Raw genomic sequence first — 24,946 nt, forward strand, 5'->3', positions numbered from 1 at the left:
TTCATTATTAATGTGTTTACAGAGGATTTAGCATGAACGAATGGCATAACGAATCTAAAGAAGAAGTTAACAAAAAGATCATTACTTTGATCGTGATGTTGGCTGCTGCAACTAGCTTGGCGATTTTGTTTGCATTGGTAGCTGCTCATACTGGTTACGTATTCGGTTAATTAAACTGAATGACTAGCCATCGCCAACCTGCAATTTTTGCTGGCCATGGCAGTCCGATGTATGCCATTGAGCCCAACCGCTATACAGCGGCTTGGACTGCATTAGGTAAATCGCTCAAGCGGCCTGATGCCATCTTAGTCATCTCTGCGCATTGGGTAACTCGAGGAACTTGGGTTACCGCAATGGCAAAGCCAAAAACGATTCATGATTTTGGCGGATTCCCCCAAGCGCTTTTTGATATTCAATATCCTGCGCCAGGAAGTCCCGCTCTCGCTGACCGCGTCAAAGAGTTACTAAGTGTTCCCGTTGTTCTTGAAGAGAATGAGTGGGGCATTGATCACGGTGCTTGGTCAGTACTGAAATATCTATATCCCAATGCGGATGTACCCGTTGTACAGCTAAGCCTTGATGGGTCAATGTCGGCGCGAGAGCATTACGATTTGGCCAAGCAGCTCAAGCCTTTGCGCGACGAGAATATTCTGATTCTTTCAAGTGGTAACGTAGTGCATAACCTACGTACGATTCACTGGCAAGATAATGCGCAGCCATATCCGTGGGCTAAAGACTTTAATGAATTCTTTGCTGCTCAAATGGATGCTAAGCATCATCAGCCATTAATAGAATGGGAGAGGTATGGCGAGGCAGCGCATCTTTCTATTCCTACACCAGAACATTATTGGCCGGCTTTATATACCTTAGCCTTGCAACATGAGGATGAGCGTGCATCGATCTATGTCGATGGAATTGAAATGAGTTCTATCAGTATGTTGGGTTTCTCTGTTCAATAAAGATAAGCGACGATAAAACGCGACAATAAATTATGTGGCTGTCAATTTTTGCAATATTTTTTGGTGCCGGTTTTGGCGCTTTACTCAGAGCGGGATTTAATTTTCTGACTGTTGGCGCTGCCTCGATTATTCCTTTGGGAACCTTGCTCTCTAATATGGTAGGCGGCTATTTAGTGGGATTGGCAGTTGCTTACTTTGGCAATAATCCGCAACTATCACCAGAATGGAAATTACTGGTGATTACTGGTTTCTTAGGTGGCCTGACAACCTTTTCCAGTTTCTCTGCAGAGGTAGTTGGCTTTATTCAGCGTGGCGAATTTACCTGGGCCTTGGGTACAGCCATGCTGCACCTCGTCGGCTCCTTGGTATTAACCTTTTTGGGTATTCTGACCTATCAGGCATTGAAATAAAAAAGGGGGCTTATGAGCCCCCTGACTGAATAGGTCAAACTGTTTATTCGGGTTTGATGTTCGCTGTTTTGACAACGGTGCTCCACTTCGCAGATTCTGATTTGATCAGTGCCGCAAAGTCTGCTGGTGTGCCACCACCAATTTCGTTGCCTTGTGACATCATTAGCTCTCTTAGTTGAGGATCTTTCAGCGCTTCATTGGCAGCAGCATTGAGCTTATCAATGATGGCCTTAGGCGTCCCCTTGGGCGCAATCAAGCCTTGCCAGTTCAACACCTCTACTTTTGGATAGCCCGCTTCAGCAAATGTGGGTACATTCGGCAGAAGCGGTGAGCGTTTTTTGCTGGTGATGGCAATTGCACGCAACTTATCGCCCTTAATGCTCGGCATCGCTGAGTACATTTGGTCAAACATCATGGTGACATTGCCTGCCATGAGATCTGTTAAGCCTGCTGAACCGCTTTTATAGGGAACGTGGATCATGTCAATGCCAGCGCTCTGTTTGAATAGTTCCGCTGACAACTGATGGCTGCCGCCAATGCCCCCAGATGAATAGGTCAATACACCGGGCTTCGCTTTTGCTGCATCTACAATTTCCTTAACGGTTTTGTATGGCGAGCTTGGATTCACAACTAGCACTAGTGGACCTTTTTCAATCAACACAATCGGAAGTAAATCCGTTTCTGGGTCGTAGCGAAGATTGCCAAACAAAGTTTTATTAACAGACATCGGTGCGAAGTTGCCCATGCCAATGGTGTAGCCATCTGGAGCGGATCGCGCAATAAACTCAGTGCCGATATTGCCACCTGCACCTGGTTTGTTATCGACAATGATTGGCTGTTTGAGAATGACGCTCATCTTCTGTGCAATTTGACGACTGCGAGCATCTGACCCTCCGCCTGCACCGTAAGGCACGATAAAGTTAATCGGCTTATTGGGGTAGTTTGATTGGGCAAAGACAGTTGGTGTTGCGAGCGTCACAACTCCGAGTAGTGTCAGCGCTAATGATCGAATGGGTTTTAGTAGATTCATATTTACTTTCTTTAAATAAATCCCAGAATGCCGAGTAGGGCTCCAAGTGCAATGAGATATAAGGGGTGCCATCTTGTGAACAAGGTAATGGCAATTGTGCCAAGCGTCAAGAGATAGGCCGCAAGACTTTGATTGATTTGCAAAGCAATTTGTAGGGCGGAAGAGAGCACTAAGCCAATTGCTAATGCGGCAGCTGCATACTGAATTGATTTCTTGTGATGGGGATTATTAATGCCCAGAATTAGGCGCTGAAGATAGTAGATCAGAATGGATGATGGCCATGAAATGGCCAGAGTTGCAATGAGACCGCCAATGACCCCGTAGATATGCCAGCCCAATAAGGTGACTGTCATGAAGTTGGGCCCAGGTGCCGCTTGTGCAATCGCAAAGTAGTCCGAGAATGTTTGCAAATCGATCCAATGTTCTTGGTTGACGGCCAAATTGAGAAGTACCGGCAGTAGCGCGTTCACGCCCCCAAAAGCAATCAATGAGAATGCAGAGAGTTTTAAGAAAAGACTTAGTAGGATGCTCATTCTCGAGCAGCCTTTTTCCAAGCGAGAGCTAATGCTAGTGGAGAGGAAATGAGCACTACCCATCCTAAGCCCAGATGGAAATAGCTGGCAGTGATCATCGTCAATGCAACTACCAATAGCATTACTGGAAAACGAAACTCATCCTTGAGCATTTTGAATCCAGTGGATGCAATCAAACCAACCCCCACAGCAGAAATTCCGCGGAGCAAGCCTTTAACGGTTTCAAGATAGCTGTAGTGCTCGTATAAAACTGCCAATAGCATCACTATTGAGATAGGGCCTAGAGTTAGGCCAAGCACACTAGCAATCGCTCCGCGTGCGCCTCCAAAGCGAGATCCAACGCAAACGGCGAGATTAACGATATTGGGCCCAGGCACGATCTGGCAGATGCCAAGAATGGCGCTAAATTCTTCAGAAGTCAGAATCTTGTCGCGCTCAACCAGCGTTCTTCTGGCCCAAGGTAACACTCCGCCAAAACCAGACATGCCGATTTTGCTAAAGCTTATAAACAGCTCGAGAGGCGTTAGTGTTTTCAAAATGACTTCGACTCTATTTGGGCTCTAGCTTGGCTTGTAAGGATGTGGAAGTGGTTTTTGATTCAACCAAGCTTCTAGTGTCTCAGTAATGCCTTTAGCAAAAGCTTCAAAAATAGGTTCTGCAATAAATCCTAGGTGTGGTGTCACTAAGAGGTTTGGGGTATTGCGTAACGGATCTTTTTCGGGAAGAGGTTCAATATCAAAAACATCAATCGCCGCCTGACCTGGCCTACCAGCAGCCAATGCTTTTTGTAAGTCACTCATATTAATGAGGGCTGAACGAGAGGTATTTACTAAAATTGAATCAGGGCGCATTAAGGCTAATTGATTTGCGCTAATGATTCCCTTGGTGCCAGGCCCCGCCACTAAGTGCATGGATACCACTTTAGATGTGGAGAGTAGCTCATCTAGACTAACCGACTTGGCGTTCTCAGCTGCAGCACGTTCTGGAGTCATGCGGGGACTCCAGGCTACAACCTCCATGCCAAATGCGGCGCCAACACGGGCAACGCGGCTACCAATAGCCCCCAAGCCCATAATGCCGAGTCGTTCGCCTGCAAGCATGGGAAGAACGGATAGTTGATCACGCCAACCACCAGAGGCGATGAGTTTATTTTCTTCAATGAGGCGCTTGGATGCGCCCAAAATCAATGCCCATGTGAGTTCGGCTGTGGTGTCTTTGGAAGGGCCGCCTGGAGAGCAAGCAATCGGAATATTGCGTGCTACTAGAGCGGCTGCATCCAGAGTGCCGTTGCGTTCCCCTGTAAACATCAGAAATTTTAACTTCGGCAAACGCGCGATCATAGCTTCATTTAATGGCGCACGATCGCGAACGATTGCAATAACATCAGCATCTTTTACAACCTCATAAAGAGCCTCATCACGCAAAGGATCATGATGAAAAGTGAGGTTAGCTTGTTTATCTAATTTTTCCCAATTCGAGAAACGACGCAATGCGCGTTCGTAGTCTCCAAGAATGACGATATTAGGCAATGAGCTCATAAATGCTTTCTAAATTAATCTGGTGTGCAAAGGCTGATGATCTGTTTGAGGTCGCTAGCTTGGCCTAATTTCCACAAAGCAGAGATTAGTTGACGAGTTTTTTCTTTGCCAATGACAGGCTCTGCGAGGCTGGTAAATTTTTGTTCAAGATTGACATCGCTCATTGGGTTTTCCAAGGAGCCAATTGCATTCTTCACAAAAATATGAACTTCTTTGCCGTTCTTCAAGAAGGCTTTCACATCTACAGATGCTTCGCTGATGGAGGTATCTGTAGTTGCATTCACTTTGGCGCGTAATGCCACAACATCAGCGCGATTGACGATGTCGTCAGCGTACTCACCTTCGCCCGCTTGACCAAAGATAAGGCCAACAGCGCAACCATGGTAGACACTAAATTTACCTTCGAGTCCATCCTTCGGCGTCTTTTTGCCAGTAAGCTCTAATACGAGTGGGTGAGCACGCAATTCGATGCGTTCAACATCTTCTGCTTTAACGCCTTGAGCGCGCAATTGTGCGCAAGCATCAATCGCAGGGTGAATCACAATGCCACAAGCAAATGGTTTGTAGGTGTTTAGTGAAATCTCAAATGATTTACCTAGCTCGCGATCAATTTCTGACCAGTCACACTTGGTAGAAACCGTTTGCATATAACCACGACCTGCCTCAAGTGCTTTTGGACTCGCAGTGAAGCCATGTTTTGCCAATAAAGCAGAAAGCTGTCCTGCACGTGCAGCGCCACCTGGATGGAAAGGTTTCGTCATCGTGCCAAATTGTTCACGCATTCCCACGGGTTGTGAAGCGGCGATGCCCAATGCCATAGTGGTTTTTTGTAAATCCAAACCCATTAAGCGGGAGCATGCTGCTGCAGAGCCGAGAGTTCCAGTAGAGCCAGTGATGTGCCAGCCACGATGGTAGTGATCTGGATACATGGCATTGCCTACACGGCAGGCAACATCAATACCGAGAACTAATGAATCGATGATCTGGCGACCATTTGCACCAATGTGTTCGCCTAGCGCCAAGATGGCAGAGGCGACAGGGCCCGCAGGATGAATCACAGTCTTCAGGTGGGTGTCGTCAAAGTCAAATGTGTGAGAGCTAATGCCGTTGATCAATGCTGCGCCACCCATATCCACTTTATCTTTGCGACCCAAGATGCTGGCTTGAGGGGCGGGCTGGAATTCACGAACGGCTGCTAATGAAGACTCTACGCTCTCATGGTTGGCGGCGCCAATTGCGCATCCAAGCCAATTCAAAAATGTGCGGTGAGCTTCATGATCGACTTCAGGTGACCAACCTTGGGTTGGATGGGATTGAACAAACTGAGCAAGCGTTTTAGTGACTGGTGGCGCATTGAGATCGGCGGCTGCGGCAATAGCGTGAGACATATGATTTCCTATAAATGGATAAATAAGTAAATGGGTAAATAAGCGAAGATTAGTGGTTAATTCGATGTATGAAGTTATTCAATTTCGATATGGCGATCTTTGGCAACTTTGGCCCAACGCGCAATATCTTCTTTGATGTAGTTAGCAAACTGAGGTGGCGTCATCGGCATGAGCGTCATGGCTTCACTCGTCATTTTTTCCGAAAAGTCTGGACTAGCAAGTACCTTATTGAGCTCAGTATTGAGTTTTGCAACCACTGCGGGAGGTAAGTTTGCAGGACCTACGATGCCGTACCACTGTTGGCCATCAAAGCCATTAAATCCCAGTTCCTTAAAGGTCGGAATATTCGGTGCGGCAGTGCTACGCTTGGCGCCAGTAACAGCTAGACCGCGAACGCGATTGGTGGTGATGTAGGGCAGGGCGGCAAACAGGGTTGGAAACATCGCTTGCGTTTGCCCAGCCAATAAATCTGTGTATGCAGGACCAACGCCTCGATAAGGAACGTGCACCATAAAAATACCAGCAGCGAGTTTCAGTTGTTCCATGCCAAGATGCGTTAAGGTGCCAGGACCTGCGGATCCATAGCTCAGTTTGGCCGGATTCTTTTTGGCATAGTCCACAAACTCTTTAAAGTTTTTGATTGGTAATTCTGGATTAATGATTAGCACATTTGGTGTGGCTCCAATCATGCCAATTGGTGTGAAATCTTTGATAGCATCGTAAGGTAGGCGACGCACTGCTGGATTAGTTCCGTGGGTACCTACATAAGCAACCATGAGCGTGTAACCATCTGCTGGTGCTTTTGCTGTTGCTTGTGAGGCGATTGCGCCACCGCCGCCACCCATATTCTCAACAATGACGGGTTGGCCGATTGAGCGTGAGAGTTTTTCGGCAACCGCTCGGGCGATATTATCGAGTCCACCGCCGGCAGCTACAGGTGCAATCAGCTTAATGGGTTTAGTTGGGTATGCAGGGGTTTGTGCATAGCTGTTTAGGCTCAGTAATAAAGCTAAACAGGCAAATAAAAAAGATAAAAAAATCGGCTGTTGCCGATAAAGAGTTTTAGACATGTCTCAGGCCTAGATTTTGTTATTTAATAGTTTTTGTAAAGCCTATCTATTTTACTATTTATGGCTGATTTTGGTGTTTTAGCTAGTTTTGATGTTTTTGCGAGTGGAGCGATCCAGGGGGATTGAGTCAAGATTGGGTTCTAGGGCCTCACGTGTGTCAAAAACAAAGCAACTGCCTTGATAGTGGGCGGAACCCACTTCTTCAAAATACTTGAGAATGCCGCCCTCCAGTTGGTAGCTGTGCTTCATACCAATTTCGCGCATATAAAGCCCAGACTTTTCGCAGCGGATTCCGCCAGTACAAAAACTCACCAATGTTTTATCCGCTAATTCATCTTTGTGCGCAGAAATAGCGGCAGGAAACTCGGTAAATTTTTCAATGTTGAAGTGCAAAGCATTTTCAAATGTGCCGTAGTCCACTTCGAATGCGTTGCGGGTATCAACCATCACAACAGGTCTGCCAAGATCATCTGTGCCGCGATCTAACCATTCTTGTAATTTTTTGGGAGAGATGAAATTCGCACGACCTTTCTCTGGCTGAATGGTGGGGTGATTCATGCGAATAATTTCATTCTTCAGCTTGATGAGCATTTTTTTGAAAGGCTGTTCATCTGACCAGCTCTCTTTTGCCTCAAGTGGGGCAAAACGAGGGTCAGTACGAAGCCAGTCTAAAAATCCGCGAAGTGCCTCTGGCTTGCCAGCTAAAAACATATTGATGCCTTCACCGGTCAATAAAATCGTCCCTCTGAGCTCACGCGCATTGCACTCATCTAGCATCTTTGCGCGCAGTTCAGGAAGCGCATCTAGGCTGACGAATAAATAGGCGGCAATATTAAGGATCGATTTCATAGGCTTCTTTTGGTAACAGTGCCATTATCGAGCAAATAGCCCCAATGGGTGGTAATCTTCCAGCATTCACAATAGGAGACAAATTCATGAAGCTGATAGCCAAATTGGGCTTTAGAGCCTTGCAGAAGATGGCCACGTTTGCGTTATTTGCATTGGGGGCCAGCACCGTGGCCTTTGCTCAGCCATCTGGTGCTTGGCCTACACAAAAACCGATTCGCTTAATTGCGGTATTTCCTCCGGGCGGCTCAGTTGATCAGGTGGCTCGCATCTTGGCTCCTGCCTTGCAATCAGAGTTAAAGCAGAATGTGATTGTGGAAAACGTCGGCGGCGCATCTGGTGTCATCGGCACCTCTGCAATGACCCGTTCAGATCCTGATGGTTACACTTTCGCAGTAGTGTTTGATACCCACGGCGTTAACCCCAGTCTTAAAGAAAAACTTCCCTACGATACGATTAAAGATATCGCTCCAGTTATTTTGGTTGGCACTTCGCCAATGGTGTTGGTGGCCAGTAAAAATTCAGGTATCACGAGTTTCAAGCAGTTGGTGGATCAATCTAAGGCTGGTAAAAAATTTAGTTATGGCTCTATTGGCATTGGCAGCCTTGGCCACCTAGCAATGGCGCGTTTAGCCAAGCAGGCTGGATTTGATTGGAACCATATCCCTTATCGTGGCGGCGGCCCATTGATGCAAGACGTATTGGGCGGTCAAGTAGAGTTGGCTGTGGGATCAGAGTTCTTGGTGAAACCTCATATTGAAAGCGGTGGCGTCATTCCTTTGGTTATTACTACTGCGAAACGCTCTCCTGCATTGCCAAACGTACCAACGATTTCTGAGAGTGGCTTCCCTGGGTTTAGTGCGCCGGCTTGGTGGGCAGTTCTTGGGCCAGGTAAAACACCGCCAGCAGTCATTGATGCAATGAATAAGGCTTTAAATAAGGCACTTAAAAATCCTGCTGTGGCTGCAAAATTCAAGGCTCAAGGCATTGAAGTGGTCGGCGGTAGCCCAGAGACATTGCGTGATTTCATTGGCAAGCAAATCGCGATTTGGGGTAAGTTTGTTATTGAAAATAATATTAAAGAAACAGCTCAATAAGAGTTAACTTAATAAAGGTATTTATGTCAGAGCGTTTAATTCCTTATCAGCCTATGGATTTGGCTGAACCAGCCGATTTAGTGGCTGCGATTCGTAAGCGACGTGGTGGTCAATTTATCAATTTGGATCGCATGTTGTTGCATAGCGTACCTATTGCCGAAGGTTGGAATCATTTCATTGGTGAGATCCGCAATAACCTATCGCTGGATCCGAAGCTACGTGAGTTGGCGATGTGTGGTGTGGCTGTTCTGAATGGCGCTGAATATGAATTTTTTCATCATGCACCTCCTTTCAAGAAAGCGGGCGGTACAGAAGAGCAAGTGCAGGCACTGCGCTTAATTGGGCAAGCCAATTTTCCAAAGAATCTGTTTACCCAGGTTGAGAATGACGCGGCAGATCTGACATTCCAGATGACGCGCAACATCAAGGTTGATCCTGAGTTAATGAAGCGTTTACAAAAAGCATTAGGCAGCACCGATACCGTAGAGTTGGTGACGGTGATTGCTGCATACAACATGGTCTCACGCTTCTTAATTGCTTTGGATGTCAATCCAGAAGATCATCCACCTGCTTAACTGAAGCATTCAGAAGAAATTCAGATCATGATCCGCAATATTCAAACAGTAATTCCGGGTATCGCTACCTCAGATGGTGCGGGGGTGAAGTTGCGTCGTAGTTTGGGCGGTCAGCAGCAAGTTCGATTAGACCCATTCTTGATGTTGGATGAGTTTTCGTCAAACGACCCCAATGATTATGTTGCTGGCTTTCCGCCGCATCCACATCGTGGCTTTGAAACAGTGACATACATGCTTGAAGGTCACATGCTTCATGAAGATCATTTGGGCAATCAAGGCCACCTTAAAACTGGTGGCGTGCAGTGGATGACAGCAGGGCGCGGCATTATTCATTCGGAGATGCCCCAGCAGGTGAGTGGTGCTATGCGAGGCTTCCAGCTGTGGATTAACTTGCCGGCCAAAGAGAAGATGAAGCCAGCAGGCTATCAAGACATTCAAGAAGAAAATATCCCCAAAGTATCACTTGAGGATGGTAGCTCCGTGAAAGTCATTGCTGGCACCTATCAACATGGCGGACAAAGCATTGTTGGGCCAATACATGGAATTAGTACTGCACCTGTATTTTTGGATGTGCATTTACCTACAAATGCGGAGTTTAAGTACCCACTTCCAAAAGAGCTCAATGCCTTTGTGTATGTTTATGAAGGAGGTCTAGAAGTCGGGAGCCCTTTGAAATCTGCACCAAAGCAGGCTGCGATTGTGTTGGGCGAAGGTGACCGGCTCCAGGTGAAGGCGGGGATTGAAGGCGCGCACTTTATTGTTCTGGCTGCTTTGCCTTTGCATGAGCCGATTGTGCAATACGGCCCCTTTGTCATGAATACCCGCGCTGAGATTGAGAAAGCTATTGATGATTACCAAAACAATCGCTTTGTAGTTTCTTGATGATTCAATGGGAAGAAGGCGGGCAACAGCGCTCCGCGAAGTGGCATTCTGAAAACGGCATAGCGCCCCATCAAAAAATTCAGCTTGGTGACGATACCTTAACTGCAGATGTAGCATATCGCCTAGCCTGTGAGGGCACGGCAATTTTGTATCGAGGTGATTTTCAAAATGCCAGACAGTTGCTACAAGCTCTTGCGCGCAGAGTAGATAAACCCTCCAAAAAATCGAAGAGAGCAAGTAAAAATTCTAAAGATGAAGGGGTGCCATCCAAAACGTCCCTAGACCTTTTTAATCTATATCGTTTGTCGCAATCCCAACGGGCGCGTATTTTAGGGATGTTGTTGATTCAGATTGAGGCAGATCACTCCATTTCACTCCGAAGGGCGCCAGATGTCACTCGGGCCTGTCTCGAGGCTTATGGACCCCAAACACAGTCTTACATCATTTCTTTACGAGAGCTCTTGGGTGTTATTAGTGCTCATGAGTGGCGCAAGAAGGGCGTTCCTATTCTCGCTAGAGATGATGAGGAGATCCGAATTCACCCGCACTATGGCGTATTCTCTCCAATTCGCGGTGAATACATTGAGTTAGTCCTGAAGGCGCCACTACCAAAAGCGCTTATACAAAGCTCTACGGCGTTTGATATTGGAGTGGGTACTGGTGTTTTATCGATAGTGTTAGCTATACGAGAAATTCAAAGCATTATTGGAACGGATCAAGATGATCGGGCAATTGCTTGCGCACACGAAAATATCGATAGACTCCACCTAAACAAGCAAGTAAAGATTCAGAAAACCAATTTATTTCCTGAGGGTAGAGCCGCGCTGATTGTTTGTAATCCCCCCTGGTTGCCTGCTAGGCCTAGTTCCTCTTTAGAGCATGCGGTATATGACCCTGGTAGTCAGATGCTCAAAGGTTTTCTATCGGGTTTAAAAGAACATCTTCTGCCTGATGGTGAGGCTTGGTTAATACTTTCAGATTTGGCTGAGCATCTTGGTTTACGCACTCGAGAAGAACTATTGGACTGGATAGAGGTGGCTGGATTAAAAGTGCTCGCACGCCAAGATACTAAGCCGCACCATCCAAAAGCATTTGATCAAACAGATGCTTTGTATGCAGCAAGATCTAAAGAGATCACCAGCCTATGGCGTCTAGGAATAAAGTGATAAAAATATCCCTATGACTTCTATCCTCATTCATCTCATGGTTGTTAATTCTTAAGTCCATTCATAAAATCATTTCAACTGCTGATATTGAAGCGGTCTTTGCGGAGATATGTGTAGCGCTATAGCAAATCTCTTGTAATTCATGATGGATTTGTTTGAGGCTTAAATTTGTACCGCTGTTCACAAAATCAAAATTACTTTGTAGTTCTTCTTGTCACCTTCTTTCACACTTTGTTTTTGATGGGCATGCTCTTTTTAGATATGCAAAAAAGGGTGGCAGTAGATTTTGGGTTAATTACAGGACCCATGTTGGTGGATTTGCATCAGATTAAGCCAAGCACTCAAATCAAACACGCTTCCGCTGGAGCTAGGGCGCATATCCCTGAAATATCAAATGATCAAAACTTGGCGGATATAAATAGCGAGTCGACCCTCAAGTCTATTGGGTTTGATGCTGTGACTGCGGAAAAGCTTAGCCCTGCAAAAATTGATGGCCCGAAGCCTCATTACCCTATTTCAAGCAGACGTCTAAGAGAGGAGGGTCAGGTTATGGTGAGGCTATGTATTGACTCTGCCGGCGAGGTTGAAAAAGCGCACGTTCAACAAAGTTCTGGATATCCAAGCCTAGATCACTCCGCCTTAAGTGCATTATCAAAATGGCGTTTTTCTGCCTCATCCAATTTACTTGATACTAGCTTTGAGGGGTGTTTCCGTTTTCCGGTTCGCTTTACTTTAGAGGGTTGATGCATGGTTGATATTTGCCACCCCGACTTTGAAGACAAGGTGAGTGCTGCGACTTTGGAGTCGCCCAAAATCATTTCCAGCAGTGCATTGCTGGGTAAGCAGAATCAAATTTTGATTGTGCATGATGGTCAGCTATACCAGCTCCGAATCACGAAGTTAAGGAAACTCATTCTGACTAAATAATTTACACACAATATATTAGCCAGCAACAGCATTTTCATATGCACATAGCCAGCGATTTTTTACTAATGTCACTGGAGGTTGTATATGAAACATCAGCTTATTGGGGGATCCCATGGCGATCGTAATAAGATCATTTGGCTATCGTCTGTTGCATTACTTTATGGAAGTATTTTTTCAGGAATTGCAAAAGCGCGTGATGCAGAATTACCGAGGATCGATATTGTTGGCAGGGAGGAAAGTGCGGCGCATAAGATTCCTGGCACAGTTGATGTTATTTCAGAGAAGCAACTTGAAATACTGCAGGCGCCATCACTTCAGGATGCTCTAAGAACCGTTCCAGGTGTAAACGTCAGAGGGGATGAGGGCGGTTTAGGCTCGATTCCGAACATCGGGCTTCGCGGTCTGAACCCCAGTCGAAGCTCTAAGGTATTACTTTTGGAGGATGGGGCACCAATTCAGCCAAGTTTATTTATCTCGAACGCCTCTTACTACAGCCCACCAATTGATCGGATTAGCAGTATTGAGGTAATGAAGGGTGCATCTGGGCTTCAGTATGGCCCTTCCAATATCGGTGGTGTTATTAATTACCTTAGTAAAACCCCAGCATCTGGCGTTAAATTGACTGGCAAAGTTGGCAACTTTGGATATCGACTCGCAGAGCTAGAAGCCGGAGGAAAATCTGATACCAATGGGGCAATCGGCGGCATTAATGTCATTCAATCTGAATCAAATGGCTATCAAAATAATGGATTCAAGATGTATGACATTCTCCTTAAAGGAGGTCTGCAAATTGATCAGAATCAGTGGTTGAGTCTGAAGTACACCCACTACGATAACAACATCAATACCTCCTATGTGGGACTACGCCCTAATCAGTATGTTGCAAACGCTGGCATAAACCCTGCGCCGAATGATCGATTTATCACTCAGCGAAATTCTGTGGATATTAACCATTCACTTGAAATTGATTCTGATACCAAGATCAATACATTGATGTATTGGAGTAAGTTAGATCGAGATTATTGGAGGCAGTCGATTCTAGATCGCAATCAAGATGCAACGGTATTTAAGTCTTGTAATGTAGGCGCCGATTGCCAAGCAGGCCGAAATCGGGAGTTTCAAATGTTAGGCCTAGACTCTCGCCTTGCTCATGGGTATAAAGCGCTTGGAATCTCCAATGAGGCGGAATTAGGAGTTCGGCTGCATACAGAGTCGCAGTCAAACCAGCTGGTGACATCTCAAACCTTGGCGCACTCAGGCCGTTTGACCTTGCATGAAGAGAATAAGGCGAATTCGATTGCCTTGTATGCTCAAAATCGATTCTTGATTACTCCAGACTTCGCAATTATTCCTGGTATTCGGGTGGAGAGTTATAACCAAAATCGTTCGAATGTACTCACCAATAAAAGTGGTAGCACAAAGAATGTAGAAACAGTTCCACAGCTTGGCGTTACTTGGCAACTGTATCCTGAGGCGCAAATCTATACCAGCATATACAAAGGTTTTGCTCCTGCGCAGTTAGCTACCGCTATCGATGACAAAGGAGTGGATCAGCAGCTTTCGCCTGAACGCTCAACCAATATGGAGCTTGGGCTGAGGGGTCGATCTGGAGGTTTTTCATATGACTCCGCAGTTTTTAGCATGGATTTCAGCAATCAAATCGTTAACCAGAGCCTTGCCTCTGGGATATCCAAGGCTAATGGTGGTCAGAGCCTCCATCAGGGCGCTGAATTATCTCTGGGGTATGAGGTTGGCGGGGGTTGGAGTATCAATGCCAACGCGACCTATATTCCGGTTGCGCGGTTTGTTGGAACGAATTCTTTAGGTAAAGATGGAAAACGGATTCCATACACGCCAGAGTTGACCTCTAATTTTGGGGTGAATTATCAAAAGAATGGATTTAATACTTTGCTATCGTTAAATTACATCTCGAGTCAATATGCTGATGCTGCAAATACCGTTGCGCAAAATGCAATTGGCACTATTGGTGAGGTGCCAGCATTTACTACCGTAAATTGGAGCGTGAATTACGAAATCAGTAGAGACTGGAAAGTATTTGGTGTGGTGAATAATCTTTTTGATAAAAGATATATTGCCAGCCGAAGTCCCGATGGTATTTTTCCTGGTGCACCGCTGAACTTTCAAGCGGGCATGAGTTATCAATTTAATTGAGGGCTCAAGAAAATCTAATGCCCCTTATGGGGCATGGTTAATTTGTTTAATACACTAAATCTCAGTATAAAGTTCATCATTGCAGCTTATCTAAATTATGAAAATTCATGTACTGAGTGATTTACATTTAGAGTTTGCCGACTTTTCTCCCACATTAAATTCAGCGGATGTTATTGTCCTGGCCGGTGATATTGGACTTGGTTCTGACGGCATAGCCTGGGCTAGAAAGTCGTTTCCGAACCAAGAGATCATTTATGTAGCTGGGAATCATGAGTTCTATGGTTCTCAGCGCTGCCATGTAATTGAGAAGATGAGGAGCGTATCCATAGGGTATGGAATTCATTTTCTAGATGACGATGTGTTGGAATTACAAGACCCTAAAACCAAGACATCCATCCGCTTCTTGGGATCTACGTTATGGACCGACTTTTTATTATTTGGTGAAGATCTAAAATCCAAGTGCTTATCGTATGGCGAGCTTTACCTGAATGACTTCAGGAGAATACGTGATGGTGGAAGAAATTTTTCCCCGAAAAAATCCATCCAATTGCATGAAAAATCATTGGCTTGGCTCCAACAGGAGCTGGAGAGGCCGTTTAATGGCAAGACGGTGGTGGTCACCCACCATCTACCTTCAATGTATTCAGTTGCGGAGCGCTACAAACGTGATCTGCTCTCTGCCTGCTTTTCCTCGGATTTGGCACACCTCTTTGGGCGGGTGTCTCTTTGGATTCATGGGCATACGCATGATTCTTGCGATTATGAAGTTAATGGCACAAGGGTGGTTTGCAACCCTCGCGGCTATGTTCGATCTAACAATGCAGAAAACCCAGAATTCAATCCAGCTTTGATTGTTGAAATTTAGTTACCTAGTAAGGTCTTTTTAATGTAGCGTTAGCCCTTGGCTAGAGCCTTGATTAATTCGGGACTACAAATATCGTCAATGTGCCTAAAGGCCTGAGAGATTCCTTCTATTTGATCTGCAGGAATTCCCAGGTCTTCAAAGTGTGTCTTCCATTGTCTAGTTACTCCCCATACGCGATTGATGATAGAGCTTGCTTGTTGCGCAGATAGACCAAAGCGTTCTTTAGCGGCGTAGGAATTGTCTAGGGTTGCTAGCTTGCCTTGAGGCCCAACGCCGAGGTGTTGATAACGTTCGCTTGCGATGACTGCATGGGGCATCACATCATAGAGCGGGCTTAGGCTCCAGCCTTTGAGATCATGATTCCATAAGAATGCATGATTGCGTAAATGATCATCATCATTACTGACAAAAAGATTAAAGATCATGCGCGCATACAGTTCTTCAATATCAGATTTGACTGTTTGAACTAGGCAATATCTGCGTATTGCATCTGCAATATCCATATAGCTTTTTGTATTTGACTCTGATTCGTGGCAAGCGACGAGGGTGAGTGCACTAACCACATGATGACGAATCTCTACTGAACGAGCTGAAGAAACCCAAGAGCGATCAAAACGTTTAACCATCAACACCTTTTTCTTGCCGACTTGCTCTAATTGAGTTTCAGCAACATTGAGGCCGGCTAACTCTGCAAGTTTGAGGGTGGCGTATTCAATGCTTGGCACATCTAAAGCCCCATCATTGTTGCCTGGGAACTTAGCCATCCATAAAATATTTTCATCATCGCGCACACTTGCCTTTGGGCGCATGCCCCCAAGGCCACTACCCACAATCAAAATTCTGGATAGCGCTTCCGAAACTGGCAAGCCAGCCTCAATCTTTTGCGCACCTTCCAGTATGTAGGATAAGTTGTGAATACTTTCATGGGCAGGGCGCACCTCTTGATCTAATGAAGCGCGAATATCCAAGGCTCCAATACGATCGCTGCCAGCCTCAAGCAGGTAAGTTGACTCTGGAAGGCTATTGGCCGGCACCTTTAGTCTTGCTTCAATAACTCTTCTTCCCCATGAATCAGGTGCGGCATCCCGAATGCCACCAAAAGCCTCTAGGCCATTTGGTGGAACGAGTCGCTTGCCTTTGAGCTCGCTTTTATTCTTGAGGCTAAGGGCAACAGGATCAACTTCTTGTGCGTTACTCCTGTCTAAGTAACGCAAGCCATAAGCAAATGAAGAGGCAACGAGTCTTGAGCCTTCCTCATCTAATTGGAGTTGCCCTGCTGGCACAAACTCCCCATCAAGATTGGAAAAGACGTATAGATTCTTAATGGGGCTTGCCATCAGAAATCAAGCGCTTTCATTTCAGCGGAGCTTAAGTCACGAACGCGTTGAGGGCGAGAGCGACGCTCTAGGGCAATAATCGCGGGATCATTGCCGCTTAAGAGTTGCAATAAGGTCATGCCCGGGGCGATTGCATCTAAGTAGCGCAGTAGTGTACCGATGGCAACGCCGGGATCACCTTTCTCAATGCGTTGGGCAGTTGCACGAGCAAGGCCGGCACGAACTGCAGCCTCACCTTGGCGAACATGACGGGCAAGGCGTAAAGAAACTAGGCATTGCGCTATTTCAGCGGATTGGCCAAGTTGGTTTGATGCTAGGGCTAGCTGTTGATCTACGCGCATAGTTGCCTCATGCTGTTCATTAAGTACGAGACACTAATATACCTGTTTAAGCCTCATTGGTCAATAAAAATGACTCATAAATAAGTCCTTAAGTGCATTAATGACTTATTTATGAGTCATTAATTGATTTAAGTTGGAGAAATACAGGCGAACTTAAGTGCCCCAAATAATACCCCCAGCATATTTGGATACTGCTAAATCTAGAAAGACCACAATGGACGTACAGGCCTTTATCTATAAAGCAAAACGCCACCCTGGTGGGTGGCGTTGGACTGTTACAGACTTCAAAATGGTGGAGTCGGCGGGAATCGAACCCGCGTCCGCAAATCCTCCACAACAAGTTCTACATACTTAGTCATATCATTTAATTTAATCAGCTAGGCACGGATTGACACGTTTCTCGCTGACGATTCACTAAGTTTTCGTACTATTCTTCGTGACTCAAAATAGTCTTATCTCTTGTATATGACCCTGATGTAGCTTGCGCTACCTGACCCAAGAGAGAATCAGTTCAGGGGCAACCGCAATTAAGCGGCTAGTGCGTAACGTTCGTCGTTAGCAGTTATTACATTCCCATTGATTTACGAGATAACGGGTCCTCGGTATGCCCTTGATGCTTTGCAATCCACGTCGAAACCATGTCGACCCCGGAGCTCACGCATAAGAACTCTCATTTTAAAGCCGCTAGCCTTAATTTGCTTGGGAATGTTGCTTTAATCCCTATTGGGAAAAATGATTTTGACTAACTCTAGAGGGGAATTAATGAGGTAATCCGCCCCCCAAGCTTCTGGAGGCTCTTTGCAGCCGCAATATCCGTATGCCGCCGCTACTGTTTTCATACCGGCAGCTTTACCAGCAACAACGTCACGTATATCGTCGCCAACATAAAGTGATTTTGTAGGATCAATATTGGCCAATCTAGCTGCGTGCAAGATCGGCTCTGGATGCGGCTTGGAGTGTGGCGTGGTGTCGCCGGAGACTGTTGAAATTGATCTTTGATGTAAGCCCATGAGCTCAACCAGTGGATTGGTAAAACGCTGGCTTTTATTGGTTACGATTCCCCAAGGAAGATTGGCTTGATCCATTTGATTCAGTAATTGTTCAATATCTTCAAACAATTTGCTTTCAACGAGCAATGCTTTTTCATAGTTAGAGAAGAATTCATCTCTTAAAGCAATGAAGTCTGGGTGGTCCGTACCAATTCCAAAAGCACCCTCTAGCAATCCTCTAGCGCCTGCGGAGGCATAGGGCCGAAGGAATTCATAAGGCTTTGGATCAAGATTCCGAGCCGTTAACAACTTATTTGTTGCAGCGACTAGGTCTGGAGCGGTATCGGCCAGAGTTCCATCCAGATCAAAAAATACCCCATCAAATGGACTGCTAAAAAGACTCATGCGACTCATTTACGAACCGCAATCATGTAATTCACGTCCACATCATCGCTTAGGCTGTAGACCTGAGTAAGAGGGTTGTAGCTCAAGCCTTTCATGCCGAGCATCTCTAATCCCGCTTGGCGAGTAAACGCAACCAATTCAGAGGGCTTGATGAATTTAGCGTATTCGTGAGTCCCTTTGGGGAGTAATTTTAGGATGTACTCCGCGCCAATAATCGCAAATAAGTAGGATTTAGGACTACGATTCAGCGTGCTAAAAAATAGAGTACCGCCTGGTTTGCAGAGTTTGGCGCAGGCTCGCACAACAGAAGCCGGATCTGGCACGTGCTCTAGCATTTCCATGCAAGTGACCACGTCATATTGCTCGGGTTGTTCATCGGCTAAAGCTTCTGCTGAAATCGAGCGATAGGTGAGATTGGCGCCAACTTCTAATGCGTGAAGTTCTGCAACCTTGAGTGCTTTTTCAGATAAATCGATACCAGTTGTTTCCGCATCCGATTGAGAAATAGATTCAGCCAAGATGCCACCACCGCAACCTACATCAAGTACTTTTTTGCCCTCAAGCGACACAAACGATTTAATCCAATTTAAACGCAATGGGTTAATGGCATGTAATGGTTTGAATTCGCTATTGGGATCCCACCAACGATGGGCTAGGGCGCTAAATTTGGCGATTTCAGATTGATCGACGTTCATGTTGAGTTTGTTGTTAATGCAAAAAAGAATGTGTATGTGATGAATATAGCGGAAATAAAAAAGCCCGCTAGAAGCGGGCTTTTTTACAAGTAAAGTGAATTACTTAGCTGCTGTACCAACAACTTCGATGTCTGTACGGCGGTTCTTAGCACGGCCTTCAGCAGTTGCGTTAGATGCAACTGGATTGCTCTTGCCTTTAGATTCTGTGTAGATGCGGCTACCGTCAACACCCTTGCTTACGAGGTATGTCTTAACAGATTGAGCACGACGCTGACCGAGGGCCATGTTGTATGCATCTGTACCAACGCTGTCTGTGTTACCAACAGCAATGATCACTTCCAACTTGATTTTCTTCAAGTCAGCAGCGATTTTGTCCAAAGTAGCTTTGCCTTCTGGTTTCAAATCAGATTTGTTGAAGTCATAAAGTGTGTCAGCTTGCAAAGTGATTTTGCTTTGGCTAACGCCAGCAGCTGCACCACCAGTCAACGCACCGTCACAACCCTTAGCTGCAGTTGCAGGTGTCCAGTTGTTATCACGCCAGCACAATGTGCCGTCGCCGTTTTTCCAGTTTAGGGAGCCGTTGCCGTTTTCCCAGTTGTCAGAAGCCATTGCTGCAGAAGCAGAAACGGTGATAACAGAAGCAAGCAGCACTCTTAGGGTTTTGTTCATTTTTAGTCCTCAAAAATCTCTTTTTTAATTAAAGTCAAACTTAAATGTAATTCGCCCTACCTTAAAGCCAAAACTGCAAAGCGACACATCTCAATTTCGTACAAACTGACAGAATCTTAGCATAGCGCCCCTCTGTCATCAAAATGATATTATTTCTAGATGGAACAAGCCGCTAAAGAAACACTACCAATATCCCTCGAAGACGAAATGCGGCGGTCCTATTTGGACTACGCAATGAGCGTCATCGTCGGCAGAGCCCTGCCAGACGTGCGTGACGGCCTCAAACCGGTTCACCGCCGGGTCTTGTATGCGATGTATGAATTAAACAACGATTGGAACCGAGCTTACAAAAAATCTGCCCGTATAGTTGGCGATGTAATCGGTAAATACCATCCGCACGGTGATTCTGCGGTGTATGACACCATTGTCCGTATGGCCCAGGATTTCTCTCTGCGCTATATGCTAGTTGACGGCCAGGGTAACTTTGGCTCCGTAGACGGCGATAACGCTGCTGCAATGCGGTATACCGAGATCCGTCTACGCAAGATCGCTCATGAGCTTTTGGCCGATTTGGACAAGGAAACCGTCGATTTTGGGCCAAATTATGACGGTAGCGAGAAAGAACCCCTGATTTTGCCCGCCAAAGTCCCGAATTTGCTGATAAATGGCAGTTCTGGCATTGCTGTGGGCATGGCAACTAATATTCCTCCCCATAACCTGGATGAGGTGATTACGGCCTGTTTGCACGTGCTTCACAACCCAGAATGCACGATTGATGAGCTAATTGAGATCATTCCAGCCCCGGATTTCCCGACCGCTGGCATTATTTATGGCCTTCAGGGGGTTCGTGAGGGCTACCGCACAGGTCGCGGCCGCGTGGTGATGCGTGCGAAGACTCACTTTGAAGATCTAGACAAGGGTGCGCGTCAAGCCATCATCGTGGATGAGTTGCCTTATCAGGTAAACAAGAAAAACTTGCTCGAGCGTATTGCTGAGCTAGTGAATGAGAAAAAGATTGAAGGTATTTCTGATTTGCGCGATGAATCAGATAAATCCGGCATGCGAGTTGTGATTGAACTCAAGCGTGGCGAGGTGCCTGAAGTTGTTCTCAATAATTTATACAAGAGCACTCAATTACAAGATAACTTCGGTATGAACATGGTGGCATTGGTAGATAACCAGCCACGCTTGTTGAACTTGAAGCAAATGTTGGAGTACTTCTTGCAACATCGTCGCGAAGTGGTGACACGTCGTACGATTTTTGAATTACGTAAAGCGCGTGAACGTGGTCACGTTCTTGAAGGTTTAGCTGTTGCGTTAGCCAATATCGATGAGTTCATCGCGATTATTAAAGCGGCTGCAAACCCAGTGGTTGCTAAGCAAGAGTTGATGGGTAAGGCTTGGGATTCTTCAATGGTGCGCGAGATGCTAGCGCGTGCTGAGAGTGATACACCCGGCGGCCGCAACGCTTATCGCCCAGAAGGTCTGCTGGCAGAGTACGGCATGCAAAGCACTGGTCTCTATCGTCTCTCAGACAGTCAAGCGCAAGAAATTTTGCAGATGCGTTTGCAACGTTTGACAGGTCTTGAGCAAGACAAGATTGTGAATGAGTACAAAGAAGTCATGGCAGAAATTGCGGACTTATTAGATCTCTTAGCAAAGCCAGAGCGCGTAACGCAAGTTATTGAGAATGAACTCAAAGAGGTTCAATCTGAATTTGGCGCTGCAGGCACAGACAACGGTCGTCGTTCATTTATTGAGATGAATGCAACCGAACTCTTCACTGAAGATTTGATCACTCCACAAGATATGGTGGTGACACTTTCTCATACGGGCTATATGAAGAGTCAGCCGCTCAGCGAATATCGCGCGCAAAAACGCGGTGGTCGCGGTAAGCAAGCTGCAGCTACAAAAGACGAGGACTGGATTGACACTCTGTTCGTAGCAAATACGCATGACACGATTTTGTGTTTCTCAGACCGGGGTCGTATGTATTGGCTAAAGGTATGGGAAGTTCCACAAGGAAGTCGTACTTCACGTGGCAAGCCAATCGTCAATATGTTCCCATTGATTGAAGGCGAGAAAATCACTGTGATTCTGCCAATCAATGGTTATCAAGATGATCACTATGTCTTCATGGCCACCCGTTTAGGTACAGTGAAGAAGACCCGCTTGTCTGACTTCTCTAACCCACGTAAGGCCGGCATTATTGCGGTTGACCTCAATGAGAATGATTTCTTGGTAGGCGCTGCGATTACCGATGGTCAGCATGACGTAATGTTGTTCTCGGATGCAGGCAAAGCAGTTCGCTTTGATGAGAACGATGTACGCCCAATGGGCCGTACTGCACGCGGTGTGCGTGGCATGAATTTAGGTGAAGGACATCAAGTGATCGCCATGTTGGTAGCGCCTGCAGAAGCTGCAGAGGGTGCGCAAGCAGCGGTGGTGGATGCTAATGGCATTGCCATCCCAAGTAGCGTGCTTACCGCAACCGAAAACGGTTATGGTAAGCGCACTCCAATCGCTGAATACACCCGTCATGGTCGCGGTACGAAAGGCATGATTGCAATTCAGACATCTGAGCGTAACGGTAAAGTTGTTGCTGCCGCTCTAGTCTCACCAGAAGATCAAATCATGTTGATTACGACTGGTGGCGTTCTAGTTCGTACTCGTGTATCTGAGATTCGTGAGATGGGTCGCGCCACTCAAGGCGTCACCTTGATCAATGTCGATGAGGGCACTCGTTTATCTGGTTTGCAGCGTATTGCTGAGAGTGACTCAGATGATGAGGACGCAGACGATGTTGAAGATGCTGATGCATCTGTAGATCCAGCAACTGATCAAGACCAGTAACGCCATGACTTTTGACCGCCGCATCTTTAATTTCGCTGCGGGGCCTGCTACCTTGCCTGAGGAGGTGTTGAAGCGGGCTGCTAGTGAGATGTTGAACTGGCATGGTCTCGGTGCTAGCGTGATGGAGATTAGCCATCGCAGCAAAGAGTTCATGGAAGTCTATGAAGAGACTTTGCGAGATCTACGCACCTTGATGCACATACCTGACACGTATGAGATCTTGTTATTACAAGGTGGCGGTCTCGGACAAAATGCAGCGATTCCAATGAACTTAATGCCTTTGGCAAAGAATGGCCCCAAGGCAGATTTTCTAGTGACTGGTGTTTGGTCTGAAAAATCTTATAAAGAAGCGCAGAAGTACGGGGCTGCAAATTTAGCAGCGTCATCGGTTGCGGAGAAATTTAATACGATTCCACCGAGATCGAGTTGGAACTTATCCAGTGATACCGCCTATGTGCACTACTGCGCTAATGAAACCATTGGCGGCGTTGAGTTTCCTGATGTGCCAGATGTTGGAGGCATTCCATTGGTTGCCGACATCTCTAGCAACATCCTTTCTAAAGAGATGGATGTAAATAAATGCGCCGTCTGGTTTGGCGGGGCGCAAAAGAACATTGGCCCTTCGGGCGTCACGATCGTGATCATTCGCAAAGACCTGATTGGCCATAGCATGGGTATTACGCCAACCATTTGGGATTGGGCTATACAAGCCAATACACAATCCATGATCAATACGCCTCCTACATTTGCCATTTATATGGCAGGCCTTGGGTTTAAGTGGCTCTTAAAACAGGGTGGCGTAAAAGCAATTGAAAAGCGCAATCAAGAAAAAGCGGATTTACTTTACAACTTCTTAGATCAAAGCAGTTTGTATGAAAACCGCGTTACTAAAGAATATCGTTCACGTATGAATGTGACTTTCTTCTTGAAAGATGAGAATTTGAATGCAGAGTTTCTGGCGCAATCGAATGCTGCTGGGCTCGTTGCTTTGCGTGGCCATAAAGCGGCTGGCGGCATGCGTGCCAGCATTTATAACGCAATGCCAGTTGAGGGCGTTAAGGCTCTAATTGAATTTATGCGCGACTTTGAAAGGCGGGCCTAATGAGCACTGAAGAACAGCGCCTAGCGCCATTACGTGAAAAAATTGATGCACTTGATGCGCAGATTTTGGATTTGCTAACGCAGCGCGCCAAAGCCGCTCAAGAGGTAGGCCATGTTAAGGGCGGCTTTTCTTCACCGGTATTTCGTCCTGAGCGTGAGCGTCAAGTAGTTGCTCGTTTACAGGAGATTAATCAAGGGCCATTGTTGCCGGATGGCATTGCGGCAATTTGGCGTGAAGTCATGTCCGCTTGTCGCGCCTTAGAAGCGCGTCAAACAATTGCTTATCTTGGACCAGTAGGGACATTTTCTGAGCAAGCGGCACAAACCTATTTTGGCCATTCAATAGCGGGCTTACCTTGCGCTAGTTTGGATGAGGTTTTTAAGTCGGTTGAAAAGGGCGCGGCCCAATTCGGTGTTGTGCCCGTTGAAAATTCAAGTGAAGGCGCAATTTCTCGCACACTAGATTTGCTATTGGATTCCTCCATGCGAATTAGTGGAGAGGTTGTTTTGCCTATTCGTCATCATTTGCTGACAAAGAGTGGCAATTTAGATGGAGTGACTACTGTCTGTGCTCATGCACAAGCTCTGGCCCAATGCCAGCAGTGGTTAAGCGTGCATGCGCCCCATTTAAAGCGTCAGGCAGTGAGTAGCAATGCAGAAGCAGCGCGTCTAGCTGCCAATGACCCAACTTTGGCAGCAATCGCTGGTGATCCTGCGCAAGAGGCATATGGCTTACAAGCTGTAGCTGCGCAAATTCAGGATGACCCACATAACCGTACCCGTTTTGTTGTAGTCGGCAACTATGCTTGTCAGCCTACTGGTAAAGATCAAACTTCATTGGTGTTGTCTGTAGACAATCAACCAGGTGCAGTTCATCGCTTGCTTGCTCCATTGGCAAAGCATGGCGTCTCTATGAATCGTTTTGAATCTCGTCCAGCCCGCAAAGGCACTTGGGAATACCACTTTTATATCGACATCGCAGGCCATGCGGATGATGAAAAGGTGATCAAGGCACTTGAAGAGTTAAAAGGTGTTGCGGCTTTCTATAAGAATTTAGGTTCATATCCGCACTCTGCGTAATCAATTAGTCAATTTCAA

26 protein-coding genes and 1 other RNA gene are annotated in these 24,946 nt (G+C 46.2%); 14 read left to right on the forward strand and 13 right to left on the reverse strand.

Going from position 1 to position 24,946, the window contains the following annotated elements:
• Positions 1 to 32 precede the first annotated feature (32 nt).
• From IC571_RS02430 to crcB, 3 genes are read left to right on the forward strand one after another with little or no spacing between them, the layout of a single operon-like run.
• Entirely contained in the window at positions 33 to 170 is a 138-nt protein-coding gene (locus IC571_RS02430; RefSeq protein ID WP_172793433.1) for a hypothetical protein, read from the forward strand.
• A 9-nt stretch (positions 171 to 179) separates the two neighbouring features.
• Entirely contained in the window at positions 180 to 959 is a 780-nt protein-coding gene (gene ygiD, locus IC571_RS02435) for a 4,5-DOPA dioxygenase extradiol (RefSeq protein WP_215317249.1), read from the forward strand.
• 32 nt (positions 960 to 991) lie between these two features.
• On the forward strand, positions 992 to 1,369 hold the full coding sequence (gene crcB / locus IC571_RS02440) for a fluoride efflux transporter CrcB (RefSeq protein WP_215317250.1): 378 nt from the start codon (positions 992 to 994) through the stop codon (positions 1,367 to 1,369).
• A gap of 43 nt (positions 1,370 to 1,412) precedes the next feature.
• Here the strand turns inward: crcB and IC571_RS02445 are convergent, their stop codons facing one another.
• From IC571_RS02445 to IC571_RS02475, 7 genes are all read right to left on the reverse strand, one after another.
• Positions 1,413 to 2,399 (reverse strand): tripartite tricarboxylate transporter substrate binding protein, encoded by a 987-nt coding sequence (locus IC571_RS02445; protein WP_215317251.1) that lies wholly within the window; start codon positions 2,397 to 2,399, stop codon positions 1,413 to 1,415.
• Positions 2,400 to 2,410: 11 nt separating this feature from the next.
• Positions 2,411 to 2,932, reverse strand: a complete 522-nt coding sequence (locus tag IC571_RS02450) for a chromate transporter (RefSeq protein WP_215317252.1) — start codon at positions 2,930 to 2,932, stop codon at positions 2,411 to 2,413.
• The gene (locus IC571_RS02455; RefSeq protein WP_251373482.1) at positions 2,929 to 3,417 is read right to left on the reverse strand and encodes a chromate transporter; all 489 of its coding nucleotides are present in this window, start codon (positions 3,415 to 3,417) and stop codon (positions 2,929 to 2,931) included. Before IC571_RS02455 ends, IC571_RS02450 begins: the two co-directional genes overlap by 4 nt.
• A gap of 75 nt (positions 3,418 to 3,492) precedes the next feature.
• Complete coding sequence (locus tag IC571_RS02460; protein WP_215317254.1) at positions 3,493 to 4,470, reverse strand: D-2-hydroxyacid dehydrogenase family protein; 978 nt, start codon at positions 4,468 to 4,470, stop codon at positions 3,493 to 3,495.
• A 14-nt stretch (positions 4,471 to 4,484) separates the two neighbouring features.
• Positions 4,485 to 5,858, reverse strand: coding sequence for an MmgE/PrpD family protein (locus IC571_RS02465; protein WP_215317255.1), 1,374 nt, complete (start codon positions 5,856 to 5,858; stop codon positions 4,485 to 4,487).
• Between the two features lie 74 nt (positions 5,859 to 5,932).
• Positions 5,933 to 6,928: a tripartite tricarboxylate transporter substrate binding protein gene (locus IC571_RS02470; protein ID WP_215317256.1), complete on the reverse strand. Its 996-nt coding sequence runs from the start codon at positions 6,926 to 6,928 to the stop codon at positions 5,933 to 5,935.
• 78 nt (positions 6,929 to 7,006) lie between these two features.
• On the reverse strand, positions 7,007 to 7,777 hold the full coding sequence (locus IC571_RS02475) for a sulfurtransferase (RefSeq protein WP_215317257.1): 771 nt from the start codon (positions 7,775 to 7,777) through the stop codon (positions 7,007 to 7,009).
• A gap of 86 nt (positions 7,778 to 7,863) precedes the next feature.
• Here IC571_RS02475 and IC571_RS02480 point away from each other — a divergent pair, with 86 nt between their 5' ends.
• From IC571_RS02480 to IC571_RS02515, 8 genes are all read left to right on the forward strand, one after another.
• Positions 7,864 to 8,871 (forward strand): tripartite tricarboxylate transporter substrate binding protein, encoded by a 1,008-nt coding sequence (locus IC571_RS02480; protein WP_215317258.1) that lies wholly within the window; start codon positions 7,864 to 7,866, stop codon positions 8,869 to 8,871.
• Positions 8,872 to 8,894: 23 nt separating this feature from the next.
• Positions 8,895 to 9,446: a carboxymuconolactone decarboxylase family protein gene (locus IC571_RS02485; protein WP_215317259.1), complete on the forward strand. Its 552-nt coding sequence runs from the start codon at positions 8,895 to 8,897 to the stop codon at positions 9,444 to 9,446.
• Between the two features lie 27 nt (positions 9,447 to 9,473).
• Positions 9,474 to 10,328: a pirin family protein gene (locus tag IC571_RS02490; RefSeq protein ID WP_215317260.1), complete on the forward strand. Its 855-nt coding sequence runs from the start codon at positions 9,474 to 9,476 to the stop codon at positions 10,326 to 10,328.
• Positions 10,328 to 11,494, forward strand: a complete 1,167-nt coding sequence (locus tag IC571_RS02495) for a class I SAM-dependent methyltransferase (protein ID WP_215317261.1) — start codon at positions 10,328 to 10,330, stop codon at positions 11,492 to 11,494. The genes IC571_RS02490 and IC571_RS02495 overlap by 1 nt, the downstream gene beginning before the upstream one ends.
• Positions 11,495 to 11,662: 168 nt before the next feature.
• Positions 11,663 to 12,238: an energy transducer TonB gene (locus IC571_RS02500; RefSeq protein WP_215317262.1), complete on the forward strand. Its 576-nt coding sequence runs from the start codon at positions 11,663 to 11,665 to the stop codon at positions 12,236 to 12,238.
• A 3-nt stretch (positions 12,239 to 12,241) separates the two neighbouring features.
• Positions 12,242 to 12,421, forward strand: a complete 180-nt coding sequence (gene hemP, locus IC571_RS02505) for a hemin uptake protein HemP (RefSeq protein ID WP_215317263.1) — start codon at positions 12,242 to 12,244, stop codon at positions 12,419 to 12,421.
• An 84-nt stretch (positions 12,422 to 12,505) separates the two neighbouring features.
• Positions 12,506 to 14,593, forward strand: coding sequence for a TonB-dependent receptor domain-containing protein (locus tag IC571_RS02510; RefSeq protein ID WP_215317264.1), 2,088 nt, complete (start codon positions 12,506 to 12,508; stop codon positions 14,591 to 14,593).
• Positions 14,594 to 14,690: 97 nt separating this feature from the next.
• Complete coding sequence (locus IC571_RS02515) at positions 14,691 to 15,458, forward strand: metallophosphoesterase (protein WP_215317265.1); 768 nt, start codon at positions 14,691 to 14,693, stop codon at positions 15,456 to 15,458.
• Between the two features lie 29 nt (positions 15,459 to 15,487).
• Here the strand turns inward: IC571_RS02515 and IC571_RS02520 are convergent, their stop codons facing one another.
• The 6 genes from IC571_RS02520 to ompA form a co-directional block, all read right to left on the reverse strand.
• On the reverse strand, positions 15,488 to 16,795 hold the full coding sequence (locus IC571_RS02520; RefSeq protein WP_215317266.1) for a type II toxin-antitoxin system HipA family toxin: 1,308 nt from the start codon (positions 16,793 to 16,795) through the stop codon (positions 15,488 to 15,490).
• Positions 16,795 to 17,136 (reverse strand): helix-turn-helix domain-containing protein, encoded by a 342-nt coding sequence (locus IC571_RS02525; RefSeq protein WP_215317267.1) that lies wholly within the window; start codon positions 17,134 to 17,136, stop codon positions 16,795 to 16,797. Before IC571_RS02525 ends, IC571_RS02520 begins: the two co-directional genes overlap by 1 nt.
• A 290-nt stretch (positions 17,137 to 17,426) precedes the next feature.
• Positions 17,427 to 17,785: a transfer-messenger RNA gene (gene ssrA, locus IC571_RS02530) on the reverse strand.
• Positions 17,786 to 17,849: 64 nt separating this feature from the next.
• Complete coding sequence (locus tag IC571_RS02535; RefSeq protein WP_215317268.1) at positions 17,850 to 18,530, reverse strand: HAD family hydrolase; 681 nt, start codon at positions 18,528 to 18,530, stop codon at positions 17,850 to 17,852.
• 5 nt (positions 18,531 to 18,535) lie between these two features.
• Complete coding sequence (gene ubiG, locus IC571_RS02540; RefSeq protein WP_215317269.1) at positions 18,536 to 19,225, reverse strand: bifunctional 2-polyprenyl-6-hydroxyphenol methylase/3-demethylubiquinol 3-O-methyltransferase UbiG; 690 nt, start codon at positions 19,223 to 19,225, stop codon at positions 18,536 to 18,538.
• Positions 19,226 to 19,324: 99 nt separating this feature from the next.
• A complete protein-coding gene (ompA, locus tag IC571_RS02545) occupies positions 19,325 to 19,894 on the reverse strand; it encodes an outer membrane protein OmpA (protein WP_215317270.1) in 570 nt (189 codons plus the stop codon).
• A gap of 159 nt (positions 19,895 to 20,053) precedes the next feature.
• On the opposite strand from ompA, the gene gyrA reads away from it, so the two are divergent.
• From gyrA to pheA, 3 genes are read left to right on the forward strand one after another with little or no spacing between them, the layout of a single operon-like run.
• A complete protein-coding gene (gene gyrA / locus IC571_RS02550; RefSeq protein WP_215317271.1) occupies positions 20,054 to 22,747 on the forward strand; it encodes a DNA gyrase subunit A in 2,694 nt (897 codons plus the stop codon).
• Positions 22,748 to 22,751: 4 nt separating this feature from the next.
• Positions 22,752 to 23,849, forward strand: a complete 1,098-nt coding sequence (serC, locus tag IC571_RS02555) for a 3-phosphoserine/phosphohydroxythreonine transaminase (protein WP_215317272.1) — start codon at positions 22,752 to 22,754, stop codon at positions 23,847 to 23,849.
• A complete protein-coding gene (pheA, locus tag IC571_RS02560) occupies positions 23,849 to 24,928 on the forward strand; it encodes a prephenate dehydratase (protein WP_215317273.1) in 1,080 nt (359 codons plus the stop codon). Before serC ends, pheA begins: the two co-directional genes overlap by 1 nt.
• The last annotated feature ends 18 nt before the right edge of the window (positions 24,929 to 24,946 follow it).

Origin of the sequence: Polynucleobacter sp. MWH-UH2A, assembly GCF_018687195.1 — a bacterium.
Classification (GTDB): domain Bacteria; phylum Pseudomonadota; class Gammaproteobacteria; order Burkholderiales; family Burkholderiaceae; genus Polynucleobacter.

Coding starts and splice junctions, on each gene's coding strand:
- IC571_RS02520 (WP_215317266.1), bottom strand. CDS start 16,795: ATGGCAAGCCCCATTAAGAATCTATACGTCTTTTCCAATCTTGATGGG.
- hemP (WP_215317263.1), top strand. CDS start 12,242: ATGGTTGATATTTGCCACCCCGACTTTGAAGACAAGGTGAGTGCTGCG.
- crcB (WP_215317250.1), top strand. CDS start 992: ATGTGGCTGTCAATTTTTGCAATATTTTTTGGTGCCGGTTTTGGCGCT.
- IC571_RS02475 (WP_215317257.1), bottom strand. CDS start 7,777: ATGAAATCGATCCTTAATATTGCCGCCTATTTATTCGTCAGCCTAGAT.
- IC571_RS02525 (WP_215317267.1), bottom strand. CDS start 17,136: ATGCGCGTAGATCAACAGCTAGCCCTAGCATCAAACCAACTTGGCCAA.
- IC571_RS02460 (WP_215317254.1), bottom strand. CDS start 4,470: ATGAGCTCATTGCCTAATATCGTCATTCTTGGAGACTACGAACGCGCA.
- gyrA (WP_215317271.1), top strand. CDS start 20,054: ATGGAACAAGCCGCTAAAGAAACACTACCAATATCCCTCGAAGACGAA.
- IC571_RS02455 (WP_251373482.1), bottom strand. CDS start 3,417: ATGTCTGGTTTTGGCGGAGTGTTACCTTGGGCCAGAAGAACGCTGGTT.
- ygiD (WP_215317249.1), top strand. CDS start 180: ATGACTAGCCATCGCCAACCTGCAATTTTTGCTGGCCATGGCAGTCCG.
- ompA (WP_215317270.1), bottom strand. CDS start 19,894: ATGAACAAAACCCTAAGAGTGCTGCTTGCTTCTGTTATCACCGTTTCT.
- serC (WP_215317272.1), top strand. CDS start 22,752: ATGACTTTTGACCGCCGCATCTTTAATTTCGCTGCGGGGCCTGCTACC.
- IC571_RS02495 (WP_215317261.1), top strand. CDS start 10,328: ATGATTCAATGGGAAGAAGGCGGGCAACAGCGCTCCGCGAAGTGGCAT.
- IC571_RS02535 (WP_215317268.1), bottom strand. CDS start 18,530: ATGAGTCTTTTTAGCAGTCCATTTGATGGGGTATTTTTTGATCTGGAT.
- IC571_RS02450 (WP_215317252.1), bottom strand. CDS start 2,932: ATGAGCATCCTACTAAGTCTTTTCTTAAAACTCTCTGCATTCTCATTG.
- IC571_RS02430 (WP_172793433.1), top strand. CDS start 33: ATGAACGAATGGCATAACGAATCTAAAGAAGAAGTTAACAAAAAGATC.
- IC571_RS02445 (WP_215317251.1), bottom strand. CDS start 2,399: ATGAATCTACTAAAACCCATTCGATCATTAGCGCTGACACTACTCGGA.
- pheA (WP_215317273.1), top strand. CDS start 23,849: ATGAGCACTGAAGAACAGCGCCTAGCGCCATTACGTGAAAAAATTGAT.
- IC571_RS02470 (WP_215317256.1), bottom strand. CDS start 6,928: ATGTCTAAAACTCTTTATCGGCAACAGCCGATTTTTTTATCTTTTTTA.
- ubiG (WP_215317269.1), bottom strand. CDS start 19,225: ATGAACGTCGATCAATCTGAAATCGCCAAATTTAGCGCCCTAGCCCAT.
- IC571_RS02485 (WP_215317259.1), top strand. CDS start 8,895: ATGTCAGAGCGTTTAATTCCTTATCAGCCTATGGATTTGGCTGAACCA.
- IC571_RS02510 (WP_215317264.1), top strand. CDS start 12,506: ATGAAACATCAGCTTATTGGGGGATCCCATGGCGATCGTAATAAGATC.
- IC571_RS02480 (WP_215317258.1), top strand. CDS start 7,864: ATGAAGCTGATAGCCAAATTGGGCTTTAGAGCCTTGCAGAAGATGGCC.
- IC571_RS02515 (WP_215317265.1), top strand. CDS start 14,691: ATGAAAATTCATGTACTGAGTGATTTACATTTAGAGTTTGCCGACTTT.
- IC571_RS02490 (WP_215317260.1), top strand. CDS start 9,474: ATGATCCGCAATATTCAAACAGTAATTCCGGGTATCGCTACCTCAGAT.
- IC571_RS02465 (WP_215317255.1), bottom strand. CDS start 5,858: ATGTCTCACGCTATTGCCGCAGCCGCCGATCTCAATGCGCCACCAGTC.